Source organism: Rhodoferax koreense (genome assembly GCF_001955695.1).
Lineage (GTDB): Bacteria > Pseudomonadota > Gammaproteobacteria > Burkholderiales > Burkholderiaceae_C > Rhodoferax_B > Rhodoferax_B koreensis.
Genome location: NZ_CP019236.1, coordinates 1,180,599 through 1,199,460 on the forward strand (window position 1 = coordinate 1,180,599; position 18,862 = coordinate 1,199,460).

At 70.0% G+C, this 18,862-nt stretch carries 10 protein-coding genes; 8 read left to right on the forward strand and 2 right to left on the reverse strand.

What is annotated here, in order from left to right; all coding sequences use genetic code 11:
* Nucleotides 1-2: 2 nt before the first annotated feature.
* Nucleotides 3-995, forward strand: coding sequence for a tRNA dihydrouridine synthase (locus tag RD110_RS05690; protein ID WP_076197508.1), 993 nt, complete (start codon nt 3-5; stop codon nt 993-995).
* On the opposite strand, the gene RD110_RS05695 is transcribed toward RD110_RS05690, so the two are convergent.
* Nucleotides 989-1,543 carry a 3'-5' exonuclease gene (locus RD110_RS05695; RefSeq protein ID WP_076204442.1) on the reverse strand — a complete coding sequence of 185 codons (555 nt, stop codon included), beginning with the start codon at nt 1,541-1,543 and terminating at the stop codon, nt 989-991. The genes RD110_RS05690 and RD110_RS05695 overlap by 7 nt on opposite strands.
* A gap of 237 nt (nt 1,544-1,780) precedes the next feature.
* On the opposite strand from RD110_RS05695, the gene RD110_RS05700 reads away from it, so the two are divergent.
* The 7 genes from RD110_RS05700 to RD110_RS05730 all read left to right on the forward strand — a co-directional run bounded on the left by RD110_RS05700 (nt 1,781) and on the right by RD110_RS05730 (nt 17,127).
* Nucleotides 1,781-5,083: a DUF6603 domain-containing protein gene (locus RD110_RS05700; protein ID WP_076197510.1), complete on the forward strand. Its 3,303-nt coding sequence runs from the start codon at nt 1,781-1,783 to the stop codon at nt 5,081-5,083.
* A 12-nt stretch (nt 5,084-5,095) separates the two neighbouring features.
* Complete coding sequence (locus tag RD110_RS05705) at nt 5,096-8,560, forward strand: hypothetical protein (RefSeq protein ID WP_076197512.1); 3,465 nt, start codon at nt 5,096-5,098, stop codon at nt 8,558-8,560.
* 11 nt (nt 8,561-8,571) lie between these two features.
* A complete protein-coding gene (locus RD110_RS05710; RefSeq protein ID WP_076197514.1) occupies nt 8,572-13,440 on the forward strand; it encodes a hypothetical protein in 4,869 nt (1,622 codons plus the stop codon).
* 19 nt (nt 13,441-13,459) lie between these two features.
* Entirely contained in the window at nt 13,460-15,415 is a 1,956-nt protein-coding gene (locus RD110_RS05715; protein WP_076197516.1) for a hypothetical protein, read from the forward strand.
* 9 nt (nt 15,416-15,424) lie between these two features.
* Nucleotides 15,425-15,649, forward strand: a complete 225-nt coding sequence (locus RD110_RS05720; protein WP_076197518.1) for a hypothetical protein — start codon at nt 15,425-15,427, stop codon at nt 15,647-15,649.
* Nucleotides 15,650-16,165: 516 nt separating this feature from the next.
* Nucleotides 16,166-16,903 (forward strand): META and DUF4377 domain-containing protein, encoded by a 738-nt coding sequence (locus RD110_RS05725; RefSeq protein ID WP_239467178.1) that lies wholly within the window; start codon nt 16,166-16,168, stop codon nt 16,901-16,903.
* On the forward strand, nt 16,903-17,127 hold the full coding sequence (locus RD110_RS05730; protein WP_076197522.1) for an oxidoreductase-like domain-containing protein: 225 nt from the start codon (nt 16,903-16,905) through the stop codon (nt 17,125-17,127). The genes RD110_RS05725 and RD110_RS05730 overlap by 1 nt, the downstream gene beginning before the upstream one ends.
* A 10-nt stretch (nt 17,128-17,137) precedes the next feature.
* On the opposite strand, the gene gshA is transcribed toward RD110_RS05730, so the two are convergent.
* The gene (gshA, locus tag RD110_RS05735) at nt 17,138-18,763 is read right to left on the reverse strand and encodes a glutamate--cysteine ligase (RefSeq protein ID WP_076197524.1); all 1,626 of its coding nucleotides are present in this window, start codon (nt 18,761-18,763) and stop codon (nt 17,138-17,140) included.
* Between the last annotated feature and the right edge of the window lie 99 nt (nt 18,764-18,862).

An 18,862-nucleotide genomic window follows, 5' to 3' on the forward strand; every position in this document is an offset into this window, starting at 1 on the left:
CCATGCTTTCTCCCCCGGACGCCGCACTGCCGCCGAAAGGTCTTTTGCTGGCCCCGATGGAGGGCCTGCTCGACTTCGTGCTGCGCGACATCCTGACGCGGGTCGGTGGCATCGACCGCTGCGTGTCGGAGTTCATCCGCGTCACCAACACGCTGCTGCCCGACCGCGTGTTCACACGGGTCATCCCCGAGCTCGAACATGGCGGCCGCACCTTCGCGGGCGTGCCGGTGCGCGCGCAACTGCTCGGCTCCGATCCCGGTTGGCTGGCGGAGAACGCGGCGCGCCTGGCCCGGCTCGGGCCGGCCGGCATCGACCTCAATTTCGGCTGCCCGGCCAAGGTGGTGAACCGCCACGGCGGCGGCGCGGCCTTGCTCGACGAGCCCGAACTCGTGGCGCGCATCGTCGCCGCGGTGCGCCGCGCCGTGCCCGCCGGCATGCCGGTGTCGGCCAAGATGCGGCTCGGCTTCAACGACGGCAGCCGGGCCGTGGAATGCGCGCTGGCCATGGCCGGCAACGGCGCCGAGGAGTTGGTGGTGCATGCGCGCACCAAGGCCGACGGCTACCGCCCGCCCGCCTATTGGGAGCGCATCCGCGAGATCCGCGCCGCCGTGGCGGTGCCGGTGGTGGCCAATGGCGAGATCTGGACGGTGGACGACGCGCTGCGGTGCCGCGCCGCATCGGGCAGCAGCCAGTTGATGATCGGCCGCGGCATGGTGGCCGACCCGGGGCTGGCCCTGGCGATCCGGCGGCACGACGACCTCGGCCTGGCGCCTGCGGAGCCCGTCGTCGCCTGGCCCGGCCTGCTGCCACTCGTCCGTGATTTCTGGCGACTGGTGTGCGCGCGGCTCGAGCCCAAACAACGCGCGGGCCGGCTCAAGCAGTGGCTCAATTTCCTGCGTCGGCGTTATCCGGAGGCCGAAGCGGCCTATCTCGCACTGCGCACCGAGACCGACGAGGCACGCATCGGCGCCTGGCTTGCCACAGGCGCTCAGTAAGCGCAGTCGCCGGCCGGGCCTTTCGGTCCGTCCGGGCCGCGCTGGCCGCGCAGCCGCATCAGCGTGAGCTGGAGCACCCGCGCGTCGGTGCTTGCGCGGTGGCGCGGGCCGCCGATCTCCTGGCGGACCTGCTGCTTCATGTCGTGCCAGCGGTCGGCTTCGCCTTCCTGCAGCAGCGCATGCAGGTTTTCGAGCCTGAAGCCCGGCGAGAGATCGGCGACGTCGAACAGTGCGCCGACCCAGCTGTAGTCATTGGCCCAGCCATCGGTGTAGACGGTCTGGCCGCGCAGGTGTTCGTTGAGCCATTGCGCGACTTCGCTGGCCGAGCGCCCCTTGTTGATGGCGGCCTCGCGCGAGATGTGGTGCAGGTGTTCGGCCTCGGGGTCCCAGTGGGTCCAGCCGGGCTCGGGGCGGATCAGCGTGCAGTAGGTCTTGCCGTCGGGCAGCACATAACCCACTTCGATCGGATAACTGTGCCGACCGAAGCCCGATGCTTCCACGTCCAGCACCGTGGGGGCTGGCAGCAGCTCGGTATGGACTTGCGTCATGGCATTCATTCCGGATGATAAGCATCCACCGTGCCAGACTGCACCTCGCGTAATCCCGCATATCCCCAGGATGGGGGATCGTCCGCGTCGCCGATGCACGAAATTGTTTCAATTTGCCACCACGCGTTGACATGCCGTGCGCGCTGCTCAAGGATCGAGCCCCTCGCGGACGACCGACAGCCCGAACCAGGCCGGAACAAGACAGCGAAAGATGCGCGAGGCAACCGGGAGGAGCGCATGACCAAACCCGACAAGGTCTTCAGGCAGGCCTACGACTGGTACCGTGGCGCGGTGACCAAGGCCGTGGCCGGCCTGCCCGCGGCGCAGCAGGCGCAGGCCGAACAGTTGCTCTGGCAGATGCTGGGCTTGTTGCAGTCCGACCAGCCGCCACCCGACGACCCCGACCTCGAAGCCTTCAAGGACGCGGGTGGCGCGGCCGAATCGCTGGCCGTGGCCGCGCAGATCGTGGCCGAGGTGCTGGCCGCACTCGAACTCGTGAAAAAGGCCGTGGACGGCCTGCAGGGCGGCAACCCGGGTGCCGCGCTGGCGGTGGTGGTGCCGGTGTTCCAGCAGGTGCAGCGGCTGAGCCAGGGCGTCGCCGGCAGCCGTTACCCCAGCGCCTTCAGCCTTGGCAAGATGCTGCTCACGCTGAGTGGTGATGCCCAGGTGGAGAACCCGGCCGCGGGCCAAAAGGCCGAGCAGCTCGCGCGGTTGCTCGGCGCGGCCAGCGCGGCCGACATCGACGACACCCAGGCGGCGCTCGGCTGGCTCGCGCTGCTGGTGGGCTGCATGATCGACCGCTCCTTCACCGCGCCTTCGGCCGACACCGCCACGGCGATGGTGGTCGGCGCATTGCCGCCGTTGCCTGTGTTGCCCCATGTCGTGTTGCCGTTCAAGGCGCCTGGCCTGCCGCCGGGCGCGGGCATCGACCTGGCGTTCAACACCAGCGCACCGATCGGCGTGCAGGCGCAGCTCGCACTCGGCTTCGACAAGAGTCAGTCGATCGACGGCCAGGATTTCGTGCTTGCGCTCAAGGCCAGCGCCGGTGTCACCAGCTTCCTGCCGGTGCTGCCACCCGGGCGGGTGCAGGTCAGCGGCGACTTCGAGTTCGGCATCGACCTCTCGCGCAAGAAGGAGGCCGGTGCACTCGTGCTCGGCCCCTTCCATGGTGCGAGCCTGAAGATCGGCGAGATCGGCATCGGCCTGGTGCTGAAGAACGGCGCGCCGAGCCTGAACTTCTTCGCGCGCAAGGGCCGGGCCCAGCTCGTACCCGAAGACGCGTTCCTGAAGCTCGTGCTCGGCGAAGGCATCGCGCTCGACTTTGCCATCGAGGCCCAGGCCGACCAGTTCGGCAAGCTGCGTCTGAAGAACGGCTCAGGCCTGCGTGCCAGCCTGCCCGTGCCCACGCTGCCCACGGGGCCGTTCAAGCTGCAGCTCATCAATCTCGGCCTCGAGCCGGTGGGCGGCAGCTTCCTGCACCTCAACACCGAACTCTCGGCCTCGTTCGGCGTGGACCTGGGGCCGTTCCAGGCGGCGATCGACCGGCTCGGTCTGCTGGTCGAACTGGACTTCAGCGCGGGTGCGCCATCACTGGCCTTCGCGTTCAAGCCGCCCAGCGGCATCGGCCTGAGCCTGGACGCGGGCATCGTCCAGGGCGGCGGCTACCTGTACGTGGACCCGGCGCGCGGCGAATACGCGGGCGTGCTCGAACTGAAGCTCATGGCCATCGGCGTCAAGGCCATCGCCATCCTCAGCACCAAGACCGAGGCCGGCTTCTCGCTGCTGCTGCTGATCTACGGCCAGTTCCCGGCCATCCAGCTGTCGTTCGGCTTCACGCTCACCGGTGTCGGCGGTCTCATCGGCGTGCAGCACACGGTGGACACGCAGGCCTTGTCGCGGGGCCTGGGCAACGGCTCGCTCGACGCCATCCTGTTCCCGGCGAATCCGGTGGGCGATGCGCCGAAGATCATTGCCACGCTGCGCACGCTGTTCCCGGTGAAGAAGGGCGGCTTCGTCATCGGCCCGATGCTGGAGCTCGGCTGGGGCACGCCGAGCCTGGTCACGGTGCGCATGGGGCTGTTGATCGCGCCCACCGAAGGCGCGATCGTGATCCTGGGCCAGGTCATCGTGCAGCTGCCGCCGCTGGTCGACGCCGGCCTGGCGCTGCTGCGGCTGCAGCTCGACTTCGTGGGCTCGGTGGTGCTGAGTCCGCTGGCCATCGCCTTCGACGCCAAGCTGCGCGATTCGCGCGTGGTGTTCATCACGCTGACCGGGCAGTTCGCGTTCCGCGCGCGCTTCGGCGACCAGCCGACCTTCCTCATCAGCGCCGGCGGCTTCCACCCGCGCTTCAAGGAAGTGCCGTCCGACATTCCTGCGCCTTTCGAGCGCGTGGGCGCGGCCTTCGACATCGGCATCATCGGCGTATCGTTCAAGGGTTACTTCGCCATCACCTCGGCCACCGTGCAGGCCGGCTCGGAACTCAAGGTCTGGGCCGACCTCGGCGTGGCCAGCATCGAGGGCGGCTGGGGCTTCGACGCCATCTGCTACCTGCAGCCGCGTTTCTACTTCGAAGTCGACCTGCGCGCCTACCTTGAGGTGCATGTGTTCGGCATGGACTTCGCAGCGATCCGCATCGAAGGCTCGCTCGCCGGCCCGGGCCGCTGGCGCATTGCTGGCCGCGGCGTGGTGGAGCTGCCGCTGCTGCCCGACGTGGACATCCACATCGACGAAGCCTGGGGCACGGACCGCAACACGCCCGTCGTCACCATTCCGTTGGCGGAAAAGCTGGCGGCCGAGATCGGTGCCGCCGGCAACTGGAGCGCGCAACTGCCGCAGGGCGGCGAGGCCTGCGTCACGGTGGCGAAGATCGAGGGCGTGGCCGGCCTGCTGGCGCATCCGCTGGGCACGCTGGTGTTCCAGCAGAAGCTGGTACCGCTCGAGCTGCGGCTGGCCAAGGTCAGCGGCAGCCGGATCGCGGGCGCGAACGAATACTTCGGGCCGGCGCTGGTGTTGTCCCAGGGCGCGGAGGCCGAGCCTGCAGGGCAGGAGGTGCAGCCGCGGCAGGACTTCTTTGCCGCGGCGCAGTTCCTGGAGATGTCGGAGGCGGACCGTCTGGCCAAGCCTTCGTTCGAGGCCTTCGACGCGGGTTATGCGCTGCGCGACAGCGACTACGCATTCGGTGCCGCCGTAGCCCAGCCGCTGCAGTACGAGGAGGCCGATCTCGGTGCCGACGAACCCGTGCGGCGCAAGCTGCGCCACCGCGGCCTGGCGAGCTACCTGGAAGGCACCCAGGGCCCCATGCTGCAGTTCGGCGCGGCCGGCCGCTCCAGGCTGCGCGACAAGGCGCTGGCGCAACCAGCGCTCAAGGCGCCGCTGGCGGTGAAACCGGCGCCGGTCACGGTGGCCGACAAGAGCAGCCTCGCGCCGGTGACGGCTGCCGGCGTGCAGCACAGCGTGTGGCAGGCGGCGCAGGGCCTTGCCGGCATGACCAACGTCGCCGGTCAACAACTGCAAGTGGTCGAGCTGGCCGAACTCGGCTGAAGGGAGCGCAACATGACCATTGCCTACCAGTTCCTGCCCTGGGCCCGGCGCGGCCTCGCGCGTGCGCACCAGGCCGCCGACGGCGCGGGGCCGCTGCCCGCGCGGGCGCGCATCACGGTCGGCCTCACGCTGCAGGCGCGGCAGGACGGCGTGCCCGCCGCGGCCGTGGCGGGCGGCATCGACCTGAGCGTCTATGGCCCGGGCGACGTGATCGGCATCGACCCGCGCCTGGTGGTGCGCACCGATCCGCCGGCCAACGTCCGCAACTTCGAGCCCAACTACCTGGCGGTCATCGATTTCGATCCGCCGGACTTCCCCTGGATGATGACGCCGGCGCGTGCCGATGCGGCCCAGCGCCTGCGCCCCTGGCTCGCGCTGGTGGTGCTGCGGCGCGATGCGGTGGCCTTGCCGCGCCTGCTGCCCGGCGCGCCTTTGCCGGCCTTGTCGCTCACGGCGGCGCAGGTCGGTAGCGAACTGCCGGACCTCCAGGACGCGGCCCTGTGGGCCCACGCGCAGGCGCTCACCACCCGCGGCGTGGGCGACGTGGCCGGCCTTGCGCTGGAGCTGCGCCAATCGCCCGAGCGCAACATCTCGCGCCTGGTCTGCCCGCGCCGCCTGGAGCCGCGCACCGCCTATATCGCCTGCGTGGTGCCGGCCTTCGATGTGGGCGTGCAGCGCGGCCTGGGTCTGCCGGTGGCCGCCGACGCCCGGCTCGGCCCGGCCTGGCACCGTGACGCGCCAAGCGCGATGGACCTGCCCGTGTATTACCACTGGGAGTTCGGCACCGGCCCGGTCGGCGACATCGAAACCCTGGCGCGCCGCATCAAGACGCCCGACAAATACCGCAACGACGCCGAGCTGCTGGCCCAGCTCGACCACATCGGCGAGCTGCCCGTGGCCGTGGATGGCGACCACCTGCTGTTCGAAGGGGCGCGGCCGGGGCAGACCATCTTCGAAGGCGCGCTGGTGTCGCTCGACTTCGCGCCCGCGGCGCCCGAGCCGACGGTAGCGCAGAAGCTCGAAGGCATGCTCAACAGCGGGCAGGACCTGGCCTCGGCCGGCACGCCCAAGCCGGCCAAGGTGCCCACGCTGTCGCCGCCGATCTATGGCGAGTTCCCCGCGCGGCGCCACGCGGTGCAGCGCGGCCAGGTCGGCATGCGCTGGCTCGACCAGCTGAACCTGCAGCCGCGCTACCGGCTGGCCGCCGGCTGGGGCGCGGAACTGGTGCGCCGCAACCAGGACGAATTCATGCAGGCCGCGTGGGAGCAGGTCGGTGAGGTGCTGGCCGCCGAGCGCGCGTTCTCGCTGAGCCGCCTGTCGCGCGACGTGTTGCAGGCCATCGAGCGGCGCCACCTGGCCAAGCTGCCGGACCACCGGTTGATGGCGCTGCTGGCGCCGGCGCGCGCGCGGCTCAAGCTGCAGGAGAGCCTCAGCCTGTACGGCCGCATCGAGGCCGCGACCCTGCCCGAGGAACTGTTCGACGGTGCCATGCGGCGCTTTGCCGCCCCCACGCGCCAGACGCTGCGCATGGCCTTGTGGCGCGGGCGCCAGCTCGGCCTGCCGAACGTGGCCACGCAGATGCAGGGCCTGGTCAACCTGTTCGCCAATGCGGCGAGCCAGGTGGCGCAGGTCGACCCGAACCGCTTCGTGCCCGACGGGCTGATGGGCAGCCGTTCGTTCGACGACATCCCGCTGCCGGCCGACCTGGATGCCGTGGTCGATCTCGCGCCCTACACCGGCCTCACCGAGACCCTCACCGGCCACGAGATCGTGCGCATCCGCGACGGCATCGCGGCCGCGCGACAACAGGCCGCTGTCAGCAAGCGCACCGCGCCGAAGATGGGCGACGTTTGGCACACCGGCATCCTCACCGAGACGCACACGCTGCGCATTGCCGCACTGCAGCGCGCGGCCGGCCGGCACCTGGACGTGGCCGAGGTCGACCAGCTCGTGAAGCAGGTGAGCAAGCCCGGCGCCGAAGGCGTGCTGCTGAGCGTGGCACCGGAAGGCGCGGTCACGGCGCAGGCGATGAGGATCGATGGTCGCAACGGCAACCTGAAGCTCATGGGCCGCGCCGTCGGCATGCGCGGCCAGGGCCCCGCGCCCCGCGCCATCGCCAAGGGTGCGCTCGGCGCGGTGCCGGTGCGTGCATTGCGCCAGTATGGCAACGCGGCGGTGTTCGCCAGCCTGCCCAGCGGTGCGCTGGGGCAGGGCGCCGAGGCCGTGGTGATCAAGGTGGGCGCACCGGGCCGCTTCGAGCCGGCCGACGCCGCGCCGGCGCCCGAGGCTCTGCCCACCATCACCCTGCCACCCGCCGAGAAGCGCCGGGCGGTGGTCGGCCGGTATGCGCAGGCCTTCAAGGACTACCAGGCCCGGGCCGTCGATCCGTTCGAGGCGCTGCAGGTCAGCATCGCGCCGCTGGACTTCGCCCTGGCGCCGTCCACGGCACAGGCGCGCGCGCGCATCGATCCGGCGCAGACCGTGCCGGCGCGGCTGGCCTCCACGCTTGCGCTCGGCGGCCAGAGCGTGGCCTGGAATGCCGCAACCGGCCTGGCCAACCCCTTCCTCTCGACCCGGCTCGACACGGCCTTCCTGGCCAGCATGCGCTACGTCGTACCGCGCCAGTGGGACCGCGTGATGGCCTTCCCGCATCTCGCCATGCCGCTGGCGCGCAAGCTCGAGTTGTTCGCGCCCGAGGTGTTCCTGCCCGGTGTCGGTGTGTTGCCCGACGACTTCATCATGGCCGTGAAGACCAACCCACGCTTCGTCGAGGCGCTGATGGTCGGCGCGAACCACGAGATGGGCCGCGAACTGCTGTGGCAGGGCTTCCCCACCGACCAGCGCGGCACGCCGTTCCAGCACTTCTGGCAGCGGCTGGACGGCGGGGTCGACATCGATTTCATCCACACCTGGCAGCAGAAGCCGCTCGGCGGCCAGCCCGGCAGCAGCGAGATGCTGGTGCTGTTGATCCGCGGCCAGTTGCTCGAGCGTTTCCCCAGCCTCAACATCTACGCCTACCCGAAAGGCCCGAACGACCAGCGCCCCGGCGCCAGCGGCCCACTGGACGCCGATGGCAAACCCCAGATGGATCCGGCGTTGGTGAGGCCGCCGATCCTGCGGGGCCATCTGGGCAGCGACATCACCTACGTCGGCTTCGACCCCGCGATCCGTCCGACCGAGGCCAACATGCAGAACTGGTTCTTCGTGCTCGAGGAGCACATGACCGAGCCGCGCTTCGGCTTCGACGAGCCCGACGGGCCGGGCCAGGACAGCAACAGCTGGATGGACGTGGACTGGTCCGAGGCCGGCGTCGCGCCCGGTGCCTGTTTCAACGGCGCCAACCTGCGCGGGGCGCCACCGGCCCGGGGCCAGGCCGCATGGAATACGCCACACGCGGCCATGGCCGCGCAGGCGCTGATGCAGCGGCCATTTCGCGGTTATTACGCCGGCAGCAAACTCGTGCCGCCAAAAAAATAGGGAGGAGTCGCATGCCACGCCTGGACCTCAACCTCGACCGCGTCAATGGCCTGCGCCAGGACGGCGCCCGCCTGGCCGCGCTGCAGAGCCAGCTCGACCAGCAGCTTCTGCAACAGTCTGCGCGCATCGGTGCGCTCAAACAACAGAACGCGGCCGTTGCCGATGCCGAATCCGAACTCGCCGCGCTGCGCCAGCGTCGCGCCGAACTCGCCAGGCGCCGGGCCGAACTCGAGCTGCAACTCGATGCGGGGGTCAACGCGCTTGTGCCGCAGCGTGACCCGGCGCTGCTCGCCGAAGCGCTGGACGGTGGCCTGCCGATCGCCTTGTTTCCGGTGCGGCTGGAGACGCGTTACGTGCAGGGCGGTGCTGCGCTGCGCATCCGTGTCTATCCCGACGTCCTGCATGTGCTGGGCCATGCCGCCGCGCTGACCGATGCGGAACGCGAAGGCGGCACGGCGGTGTGGGTGGCGCGATTCGCGGGCGCGACCGATGAAGCGGACCGTGCCGGGCGCGATATGGCCCGCGTCTTCGGACGCAGCCGCGCGGCCTGGGTCGTGCGCGTGCTGCAGCCGCTCAACCTGGCGGAACTCGGCCAGCCCGGCGCTGCACCGCAGTTCCCGGACGTGCCCGCCATCGACGCGCGCGCCAAGGCCACGCGCGCCGTGCTGCTGCCCGAGCGCTGGTGCGCCATCGGTTATGCCGCGGGCGCCGGCGACGGATTGGCCGAGGTGTTCCGGGTCTGGGGCAACCGCATCCCCGACGAATTACCCATGTCGCCCGACTGGCTGAACCTCGGCGAGCAGACCGAGGGCCTGTTCGATGGCGAGCGCCGCTGGCTGGTGGACTTCGACGCCGCGCTGCACAAGGGCATGGCCATCGAGGTCACGCAGCAGCAAGTGAGCGGTCGTTTCAGCCTGGCGCAGGGCACGCTGAAGCGGCTGGTCGTGCTTGGCCTCGAGTGGAGCAAGGATGCGGCACAGAGCGCGACCGAACTGGCCGAGCTGCTGGCCGCGCAGCGCGATGGGCGCGGCATCGGCTTCATACCGCCGGGCACGCCCACCAACAACACCGAAGGCGCACCGTCCGGCTACAGCCCGGTCGAAGAACAGGCCGCGCCGACCGCGGCGGAGAACGCCGCGCTGCCGGCGCAGAAGGACGCGCTCGAACTGGTGGGTGACGCCTTCGGTCTGCCGACGGACAGCCTCGCAGCCGAGGGCATCGTCAACGCCCATCTCACCGACCAGCGCACCAGCCTGCACATGGTGAACACTCTGTGGCGCGGCACCTTCGGCCAGTACCTCGCCGAACTGTGGAACGCCGCCGGCGACGACGAGAAGACGGCCTTCCTCAAGCCGCAGACCCTGTACCGCCTGCGCAGCTACGCCGTCACGCATCTGCGCCCCGCGGGGCCGCTGCCGGTGCTGCGCGTGGGCAACCAGCCCTATGGGCTGCTGCCGGTGGTGGGCAAGGGCTACAGCGATGCGGGCAGCCCGGCAGTGGCCGTCGGCGTGGGCAAGGTGCTGGGCCTGCTCAGGCCGATGTGGGAGATCGCGAGCCGGAAGGTGCCGCTGATGAAGGACGGCGACGTGGCGCGCGCCAAGGACATCCTGCAGACGGCGCCGTGGTCGCAGGCTGCGTTCTACCGAGACGAGGACCCGCTGAAGGTGTGCATGGCGCAGACGCCGTGGGGACCCGCGAAGGACATGCTGGCCAAGAAGCTGTTCGGCCTGTTCAACATTGCCGACTATTGGAATGCCGAGATCGTCTGCCGGCGTTTCCGGCCCGATCCGCCCTACACGCCGGGTTATCTCGCTGGCGTGCCCTGGGTGCTGGCCGACGCCAAGGCGCCGCAGAACGAGGCCCCGGCCGCGAGTTTCCTGCCCGCCGGCGCACCCAACTACCTGGCCCAGATGGCGGCCGCGCTCGGTGGGCCGGCCGCGCAGGCCGATGCCCTGCTCAAGCAGTACGAGGCCGGGCCGGCCTTGTTGCAGGCGCTGGCCGCGTATTCGGTGGACCTGGAGAAACACGAGGCCGCGGTGTCGCTGGCCTTCGGAAGCGCTGCCTACAGCAAGACGATTTCGGCCTCCATCGCGAAGCTGGTGAATGTAGAGCCACGCCTCGAAACCGAAGCCAGCTTCGAAGTGCACACGCCGCGGCAGCTGGCCAGCGTGGTGCTGCCCGACGTGAGCGGCACCGCCACGCTCGGCCAGCACGTGATGCAGGGCCTGGCCGCGCAGCCATTGGTCATGGCGCCGGTGCGCGCGGGGGCGGCGGCGAGTGCCTTGCTCGAGGGCAGCCAGAAACTGATCCAGCCGCTGCGTGACATCAGCGCGGTCAAGGCCAGTCTCGCCTACCTGGCGACACGATCGGTGGGCGAGCTCAACACGGCTTTTCGCACCACGCTCGACGCGTTCTCCTACCGGCTCGACGCCTGGTACACGGCACGCGCCAGCGAACGCCTGGCCCAATTGCGCGCCCGGCAGGCCACGGGGGTCTATGTCGGCGGCTTCGGCTGGGTGGAAAACCTCCAGCCCGACACCCGGCCCGACAGCGAAGGCTACATCCTCGCGCCCTCGCTGGCCCAGGCCGCCACCGCCGCCATCCTGCGCAGCGGGGCCATGGCCAACCGGGCCGAAGGTGCGTTCAACATCAACCTCGATTCGCTGCGCACACGCCGCGCGCTCGACATCCTGCAGGGCCTGACGCGCGACCAGCCGCTCGCGGCCTTGTACGGCTACCGCATCGAACGTGGGTTGCGCGATGCGCAGCCGCCGCTGGGCAAGCTGATCTGGCCGCTGCGCCAGGCCTATCCCTGGCGGCCCGCGGGCGACCAGGCCAGCGACGAGCCGCAGGAGGCCGTGGCCGCGCGCGACGTGGTCGATGCCGTGGCCCTGCTCGCGGCCTGGCAGGACAACCCGGCCACGGTGCGCGCGCGGCTGGCCGGCGTGGTCGTCGGCGGGCACCAGCCCTTCAGCGGCCTGCCGGGTGCGGAGCAGCAGGCCTTCGAGGCGGTGATCGCCGAGGCGCTGGACCTGGCCGACGCGGTGAGCGACCTGCTGATGGCCGAAGGCGTGCACCAGATCGTCAAGGGCAATTTCGAGCGCGCGGGTGCGGCCATGGCCGTGGTCGACAAACAGGCGCTGCCGATCGAGCCCGAGGTGGCGCGCACGCCGCGCGGCGGCGTGGCCTACACGCAGCGCTTCGCCGTGCTGTGCCCGCCGCCGATGCCCGGCTGGCCGCAGGACCGCCGAGCGCGCACCGAGCCCGCGCTCGACGCATGGCTGGCCCACATGCTCGGCGCCCCTGGCCGCTACCGTTTCAGCGCGCGTGTGCACCGGGGCAACGCGGTGGACGAGCAGCCGGTGGTGGTCGCGCTGGACGAACTCGGCCTCTCGGCGCTGAGTGCCGTGCTCGGTGCCACCGCGCTCGACGCCGCCGTGCAGGCGCAGCAGGCCAACACCGGTTTTCGCGCGCTGCTGGCGCGCGCACTGGCCGAGCGTGCCGACGATCCCGCCAGCATCACCGGCCTGGACATCCAGCCCGAGGGCGCGACGCCGCGGGACCTCGGCCTGGGCCATTTCGAGGCCTTGTGCACCACGCTGCGTGCGCTGCTCGACAAGCTGCGCCCGGCCACGCGCAAGGACCTGGTGGTGCCGGCCGACGCCATCGAGCAGGCGCTGCCCGACGAGGGTGAATACCCCGGCGTGGACCTGGCCGATCTGCAGGACCGCGCCGACAGCTTGCTCACCGAATTCGTGGCCTTGAAGGACACGCTGGCGGTGAGCGCCGACGCCGACGAACTGCTGGCCAACCTTTCGGCCCTGGAAGACTTCGTGCCGCCCGCGAGCTGGCCGCCGCAGGTCACGGCCATCGACAGCGCCGGTGCCGACCCGGCCGGCCGCGAAGCACGCGCAGAAGTTGCCAAGTCCACACTAGGGGACATCCTGCAGGCGCGGCTCGATGCCTTGCTCACGCCGCTGCCCGATGGCGCCACGCACGGCCAACAGGCGCAGCAGGCCATCGACCAGATCCGCGCGTTGCTCGGCCGCGACTTCCCGGTGCTGCCGCGCTTCACGCTTGGCGACTATGCGCCGCAGTTCAACGCCTCGCTCGCCGCCCAGGATGTGCTGACCGTGCAGGACCCGTGGCGCGTGACCGGCTGGATGACGCAACTCGCCCGCGTGCGCGATGGGCTGGACCGCTTTGCCGGCGCCTTGTCTGCGCACGAGACGCTGGTGGATTTCAGCGCGCCGGGCGACTTCACCGTGGTGCAGTATCCGCACCGCGATGGCCAGGCCTGGGCCGCGCTGCCCGAGGCCTGGAAAGAGGCCGACGGCGTGGCCGCCGACCTGACCCAGGTACCCGAGGAGTTGCGCGAACTGCTGGCCGGCGAGGTGTCGGCCTTCAAGAACTTCCACCGCATCAAGCCCAGCCTGGCGCTGGCCCTGCATACGCCGGGCGGGCGCCAAGCCGTGGCGCCTGCCACCCGCCTCGCGGCCTTCGTCTGCGACGAATGGCAGGAGGCGATTCCGGACCGTTTCCAGACCGCGGGCATCGGTTTCCACTATGACGCGCCGGGCGCGCGGCCGCCGCAGACCATCGTGCTGGCGCTGCCGCCGCAGGCCAACCAGGCCCACTGGCAGTTCGACCAGGTGCTGGACGTGGTGCACGAGGCCTGGGACCTGGCGCGGCTGCGCGCCGTGCGCCCGCGCGACCTCGAAGGTGGACTGGGTGAACTGCTGCCCGGCAACTACCTGCCGCAGAACTTCACCGACGAATGGCCGAGCGTGCAGTTGCTCGAGCTCTCGCGCCAGGCGCTGCGCCGCAAGCTCAAGGCCGGGGTCACGGGCAAGGTCGTGCTGCCGCTGGGCAAGGTCTGAGCACGCAAGGAGGCCGATCATGAAACGCGAATTCCTCAAGGAAAGTGGCGCTTACCTGCAGGGCGCGGCGATGGCGGCGGTGAGCAAGCCGTCGATCACCGGCTTCACGCGCCTGGAAACCCAGCCGACCACGGTCAGCCTCAAGCTCGGCCTGCAGGCGCCGCTGGCCGATCCGCTGTGGATGCTTGCGCGGCAGTGGCAATTCAACGAGTTCCAGGGCGAGGACGCGGGCACGCCGCTGTCCGTGCGCTTCGAGGTGAGCGGCCTGCCGGTGAGCCGCTTACGCGCGGGGGCCGAGAAGGATCGGCAGCCCTGGCAGGCGCTCGCGCCGGGGCAGGCGCCGATCGAGACGCGGGTGGAGGCCGAAGCGGTGTGGCGCACCCATCCACGCCTGCGCGGCGAAGCCGGCCTGCAGCTGTTGCGCCGGGTCGACGCCGGCGCGCGCCCGGTGTTGTGCTCGGCCTATCCGCTGGCGTTGCCCGCGCCGACCGACGGGGCGGCCGACATGGCCGGCCTGTTGTGGTCCGGCGTGCTGCCCGGGCGCACCCTGGATGCCCAGGCACTTGCCGCCGACCTCACGCCGCTGCGTGGCGCCGATGGCCTGCTGACCGGCCTGCCCGCCGCGCTGGCCGCCTTGCCCGCCACCGTGCAGGCGGCGCTCGATCCCTGGCTGGCCTGGCTCGATGGCGTGGTCTTCGAAGGAAATGAAGCGGACGAAGCCGCGGCCGGCAACCCGGCTTGGCAGCGCGAGCGCTTCGAATATGCGTTTGCGCTCGGTACTGGCCCGGCGGCGCCGGGCGTGGGCGCGGTCGCCCTCGACGTGCCCGAGTACACCGACGGCCACGTGGACTGGGACGAATTCAGGGCCAGGCCGCTGGCGGACAACGGAGGCAACGGGGGCGACGCCGCGCCGGCACGCCGCTTCAGCGTGGCGCAGCGCCATCCCACGCCGGTCCGCTACCCCGGCATGCCGGCCGACCGTTACTGGGAATTCGAGGATGGCAACGTCAACTTCGCCGGGGCCGAAGCCGGCGCCACCGACCTGCTGCGGCTCTCGGTCACCGAGTTCGCGCTGACCTTCGGCAACGACTGGTTCATGCTGCCGGTGCGCCTTCCCGCGGGCGGGCTCTACCGCGTGACCCGCTTCGAGGTGGTCGACAGCTTCGGCATCGTGAGCACGGCCGGGCCGATCTCGGCCGTGACCACCAGCCCTTGGCGCATGTTCGAGGTGAACGCCGCGCCGGCCTTGAAGGACCTGCTGGCGCACACCGTGTTCATCCCGGACAGCCTGGACGGCGTGATGGAGAGCGAGCCGCTGGAGCAGACGCTCTTCGTGCGCGACGAAATGGCCAACCTGGCCTGGGCTATCGAAAAGAAGGTGCAAGGCGTGTCGGGCGAGGCGCTGGACCGCGATCTCGAAGCCAAGGGCCTGGCCTTCCAGCAGCAGGTGAAGTTCGCCGCCACTGACCCGCAACTCGTGTACCGGTTGGCCACACCCGTGCCGGCCAACTGGACGCCGCTGCTGCCGGTGCGGCGCAACGGCCTGCAGCTGGCCGATCCGCTCGACATCCAGCTCGAGCGCGCGGGCATGAAGCGCTTCTACCCGGCGCCAGCGGTGCTCGGTGCGGACGATCCGGCGTTCAGCGACTTCCTCGACGGCCTCGACGCGCAGCCCAACTTCATCAGCCCGCTGCCGATTCCCGAAGATGCCAACGTGCGCGCCTACGTGTTCTACCCGCGCGGCCACCTGCTGCGCCAGAACCCGAACCGGCCCATGCCCGAGGCCGAACGCCTCTGGCTCGAGGAGGAGGAAGTCCCGCGTATCGGGGCCACGCTCAAGCGCAAGTTCCAGTACGCCCGCAGCGCTGATGGCAGGAGCTGGCTCTGGGTCGGGCGCAGCAAGACCGCAGGGCGTGGCGAGGCCAGCAGCCAGTTGCGTTTCGACGTGGCCGTCAAGGCCAGCACTTTGCGCTAACCTTGGTCCATGACCAAGAAACCCACCCGCAAGGAAAACACCGACCTGCTGCAACGCGGCATCCTCTGTTCATTGATCGGCCTGGCGGTGTTGATCAGCCCTTCCTTCATGGCCCCGAGCGGCATGCGCGAAGCCGTTGCCGGCTCGGCGCTGGTGGGCTGGTTCGCGCTGGTGCTCGGCGTGGCCTTCCTCGGGCTCTACCTTCGCCGGCGCGCCATCGGCAAGGCGCCCTGAATCGCGCGCATTCGCTGCCACAGAAATGTCCCGGATCGGGCTCGCCGCATGAAAAATATAGTTTTCCATGACATCGCTGAACAAGTTTGTGGATAACCCGGAGATGGTGCTGTATGGCCCGTGCAAGTGCTTGTTTCATAAGGGGAAAGCTTAGGCTGCTTATTTAATGGGCAGTAGAAAACACGGATTTGGCCGATGCGCCGGAGGTTCTCCAGAGCCCCTCTGGACAACTTTGTGGATAAACCGGTAAATGGGCTGTATGGCCCTGCCAAGTCGTTGATTTCAAAGGGTTTGCATTGCACTGCTCAAGAAAAAGGCAGCATGGATTTCGCCGGCAAACCTCCTATAACCGCAAAATCGGCGGATTCGCAGCCGAGAGGAAAAAATGGCATGTCACCCTTGAATCGATCATTGACGGGCCGGTGGCGGCTGATCCCGGCCGCGGGGCTGCTGGCCGTGAGCCTGCTGGCCTGTGCTGCCGGTCCGAAACCCTCTTCTCCTGCTTCTGGAGCCGCCATGACCAGCCCACCCGCCACCAGCGCCGACTGGATGCCGCTGTTGCAGGCGCAGCGCTGGCGGCTCGAATCGGCCACGGACGCCACCGGCCGGCCCATCGCCGCGCTCGCGCCGCGTGCGGACCGTCCGCTGCTGTTGAGCTTCGAGCCCGAAGGCCGCCTCGGCGTGCGCGGCGGGTGCAACCAGATGAGCGGAGCGTATACGGTGAGCGATGGCGGCGCGCTCGCCGTCTCGCAACTGATGTCCACGCGCATGGCCTGCGCGCCGGCGCTGATGCAGGTCGACGCCACGCTCTCGTCCTTGCTGGCGCAGCCGGTGCAACTGGCGCTGGTGGCCGCATCGGCGGCTGAGGCGCCGAAGCTGCGTTTGACCACAGCCAACCAGACCGCCCTGGTCTTCGTCGGCCAGCCGACGAGCGAGACCCGCTACGGCGGCCCGGCGACGCTGGTGTTCATGGAGGTGGCCGCCAGGCAGGTGGCGTGTTCGCATCCGCTTATCCCCAACGCACGCTGCCTGCAGGTGCGCGAGCGCAGCTACGACGCGCAGGGCCGCTCCACGGGCACGCCAGGGCCCTGGCAGCCGCTTTACGGCGAGATCGAGGGCTACACCCACACCGAGGGCGTTCGCAACGTGCTGCGGGTCAAGCGCTTCCAGCGCGCCGGGCCGGTGCCCGCGGACGCGTCGGCCACCGTGCTGGTGCTCGATCTGGTCGTCGAGACCGAAGCCACGCCGTCTTGATGACGGTCATCGACTGGGCGAACGCCCCGATCACCGGTGTGGTGGACGCCCGTCAGATGTTCGATGCGCTGCAGGCGCGCGCCGCAACCGCCGGCCTGGCCCTGCGCGCACCGCCGCCGGAGCCCAGCAGTTGCTGCGGCCGCGGCTGCAACGGCTGCGTGTGGGAAGGGTATTACGCCGCCGTCGCCTACTGGCGCGACGAGGCGCTGCTCATGCTGGACTGAACGCCCGCGCTCAGTGCACGGGCGCCGTGGCCTTCACGGACGTGGAGGCCGTGTCCGGACCCACCTTCTGCGCGGCCTGGCGCGGCTTCAGGCCGAGACGGCCGGGCGACAGGTATTGCGTGAGGTAGATGTCGAAGGGCATGGTGTCGGCGCCTTCGATGGCCTTCTGCTCTTCGACCGACTGCGCCGACATGGCGCTGAAGCGGGCCTGTTGCGCTGCGCTGAAAGGCTCGGCGAGCAGGGCGGCACGGGTCTGGGCCGAGCGCGCACGCGTGTAGTCGATGAACGAGCCGTCGAAGTCCTGCTGCATCGCCTTCAGCACACGCGCCGAGGCCAGGCTGTCGGGATCGCCGAGCGCCGCGGTGGCGGCCTGCAGCGCTTCGCTGTAGAGGCGCACACCATGCGCGGCATCCAGTGCGGCGGCGATCGGCGCGCATTGCGCGACCAGTTCGCGGCCCCAATCGGTCAGCGGCACTTCCTGGCCGCCGCGTTCGAGCAGCAGGCCAGGCTCGCGGCCACGCGCGGCCACGCGGTGCTGGTTGCGCGCCAGGGCGGCGATCTCCTCGGGCGAATCGGGCGGGCTGTCGGACAGCAGGCAGTGCAGCAGGAACACGTCGATGAAGCGCATGGTCTGGGCGTTGATGCCAATGGGCTCGAACGGATCCAGGTCGAGCAGGCGCACTTCCACGTATTCGACGCCGCGTTCGCGCAGCGCATGCAGCGGCCGCTCGCCGGGGAAGATCACGCGCTTCGGACGGATCGTGCCGTAGAACTCGTTCTCGATCTGCAGCAGGCTGGTGCCGAGCTGGTTGTAGTCGCCGCCGGGGTTCTTCACGCCGACCTTGGTGTAGGCCGGATAGGGCCGCGTCAGCGCCTCCTGCAGCGAGGCGCCGTAGCCGTCCAGGCTGTTGTAGCTCACCGCCAGCGAGGCCTGCGCGTCGCTCTGGTAGCCGAGCCGGCCCATGCGCAGCGAGGTGCCGTGCGGCATGTACATGGTGTTCTCGTTCAGCGCCTGCAACTCGTGCTGGCGCCCGGCGACGAAGCTCGAACACACGGCCGGCGAGGCGCCGAACAGGTACAGCAGCAAGAAGGCATGACGGCGGAAATTGCGGATCAGGCCGAAGTAGTCTTCACTCGACACGCCAGGCAGCGACCAGTTGTAGTGGATGCCTGAAATCGTCTGCATGCGTCGGCCATAGCGGTGGCCCAGGCCCATGCGGTAGACGCTCTTGGCGCGGCCGACGTTGGAACTGCCGTAGCGGCCGAGCGGGATGGTCTCGTCGGTGGGCAGGCCGCAGGGCATGCTCGATACCCACAGCATCTCGTCGCCCATGGCCTCGAGCGTCTTGTAGGTGAACTGGTGCACTTCCTTCAGTTCGGCCAGGCAGGCTTCGACGTCGGCATGCACGCCGGTGATGAGTTCCACCTGCGACTCGCTGAAATCGGTGGTGATGTGCGGATGGGTCAGGGCGGAGCCGAGCGCTTCCGGGTGCGGCGTGAGCGCGAGGCTGCCGTCCGGCTTGGCACGCAGGCTTTCTTTCTCGATGCCGCGGCGGATGCCCTGCAGGGCGCCCGGCGCGAGCGCGGCGAGGCGTTGCGGCAGGGAGGCGCTGGCGGGCGCGGACGGACTGTTCATCTTGTTATGGCCTGTAAATCGGGATGGGCGGGAAGTTAACACAGGCCGGCCGGCGCTGCTGGCGCGCCCGCGCAGCCCCTGCACCAGGGCGGCGTGATG

Bases quoted from the DNA above. Each gene is read 5' to 3' on its own strand.
- RD110_RS05690 (WP_076197508.1), top strand. From the start codon at position 3: ATGCTTTCTCCCCCGGACGCCGCACTGCCGCCGAAAGGTCTTTTGCTG.
- RD110_RS05695 (WP_076204442.1), bottom strand. From the start codon at position 1,543: ATGACGCAAGTCCATACCGAGCTGCTGCCAGCCCCCACGGTGCTGGAC.
- RD110_RS05700 (WP_076197510.1), top strand. From the start codon at position 1,781: ATGACCAAACCCGACAAGGTCTTCAGGCAGGCCTACGACTGGTACCGT.
- RD110_RS05705 (WP_076197512.1), top strand. From the start codon at position 5,096: ATGACCATTGCCTACCAGTTCCTGCCCTGGGCCCGGCGCGGCCTCGCG.
- RD110_RS05710 (WP_076197514.1), top strand. From the start codon at position 8,572: ATGCCACGCCTGGACCTCAACCTCGACCGCGTCAATGGCCTGCGCCAG.
- RD110_RS05715 (WP_076197516.1), top strand. From the start codon at position 13,460: ATGAAACGCGAATTCCTCAAGGAAAGTGGCGCTTACCTGCAGGGCGCG.
- RD110_RS05720 (WP_076197518.1), top strand. From the start codon at position 15,425: ATGACCAAGAAACCCACCCGCAAGGAAAACACCGACCTGCTGCAACGC.
- RD110_RS05725 (WP_239467178.1), top strand. From the start codon at position 16,166: ATGACCAGCCCACCCGCCACCAGCGCCGACTGGATGCCGCTGTTGCAG.
- RD110_RS05730 (WP_076197522.1), top strand. From the start codon at position 16,903: ATGACGGTCATCGACTGGGCGAACGCCCCGATCACCGGTGTGGTGGAC.
- gshA (WP_076197524.1), bottom strand. From the start codon at position 18,763: ATGAACAGTCCGTCCGCGCCCGCCAGCGCCTCCCTGCCGCAACGCCTC.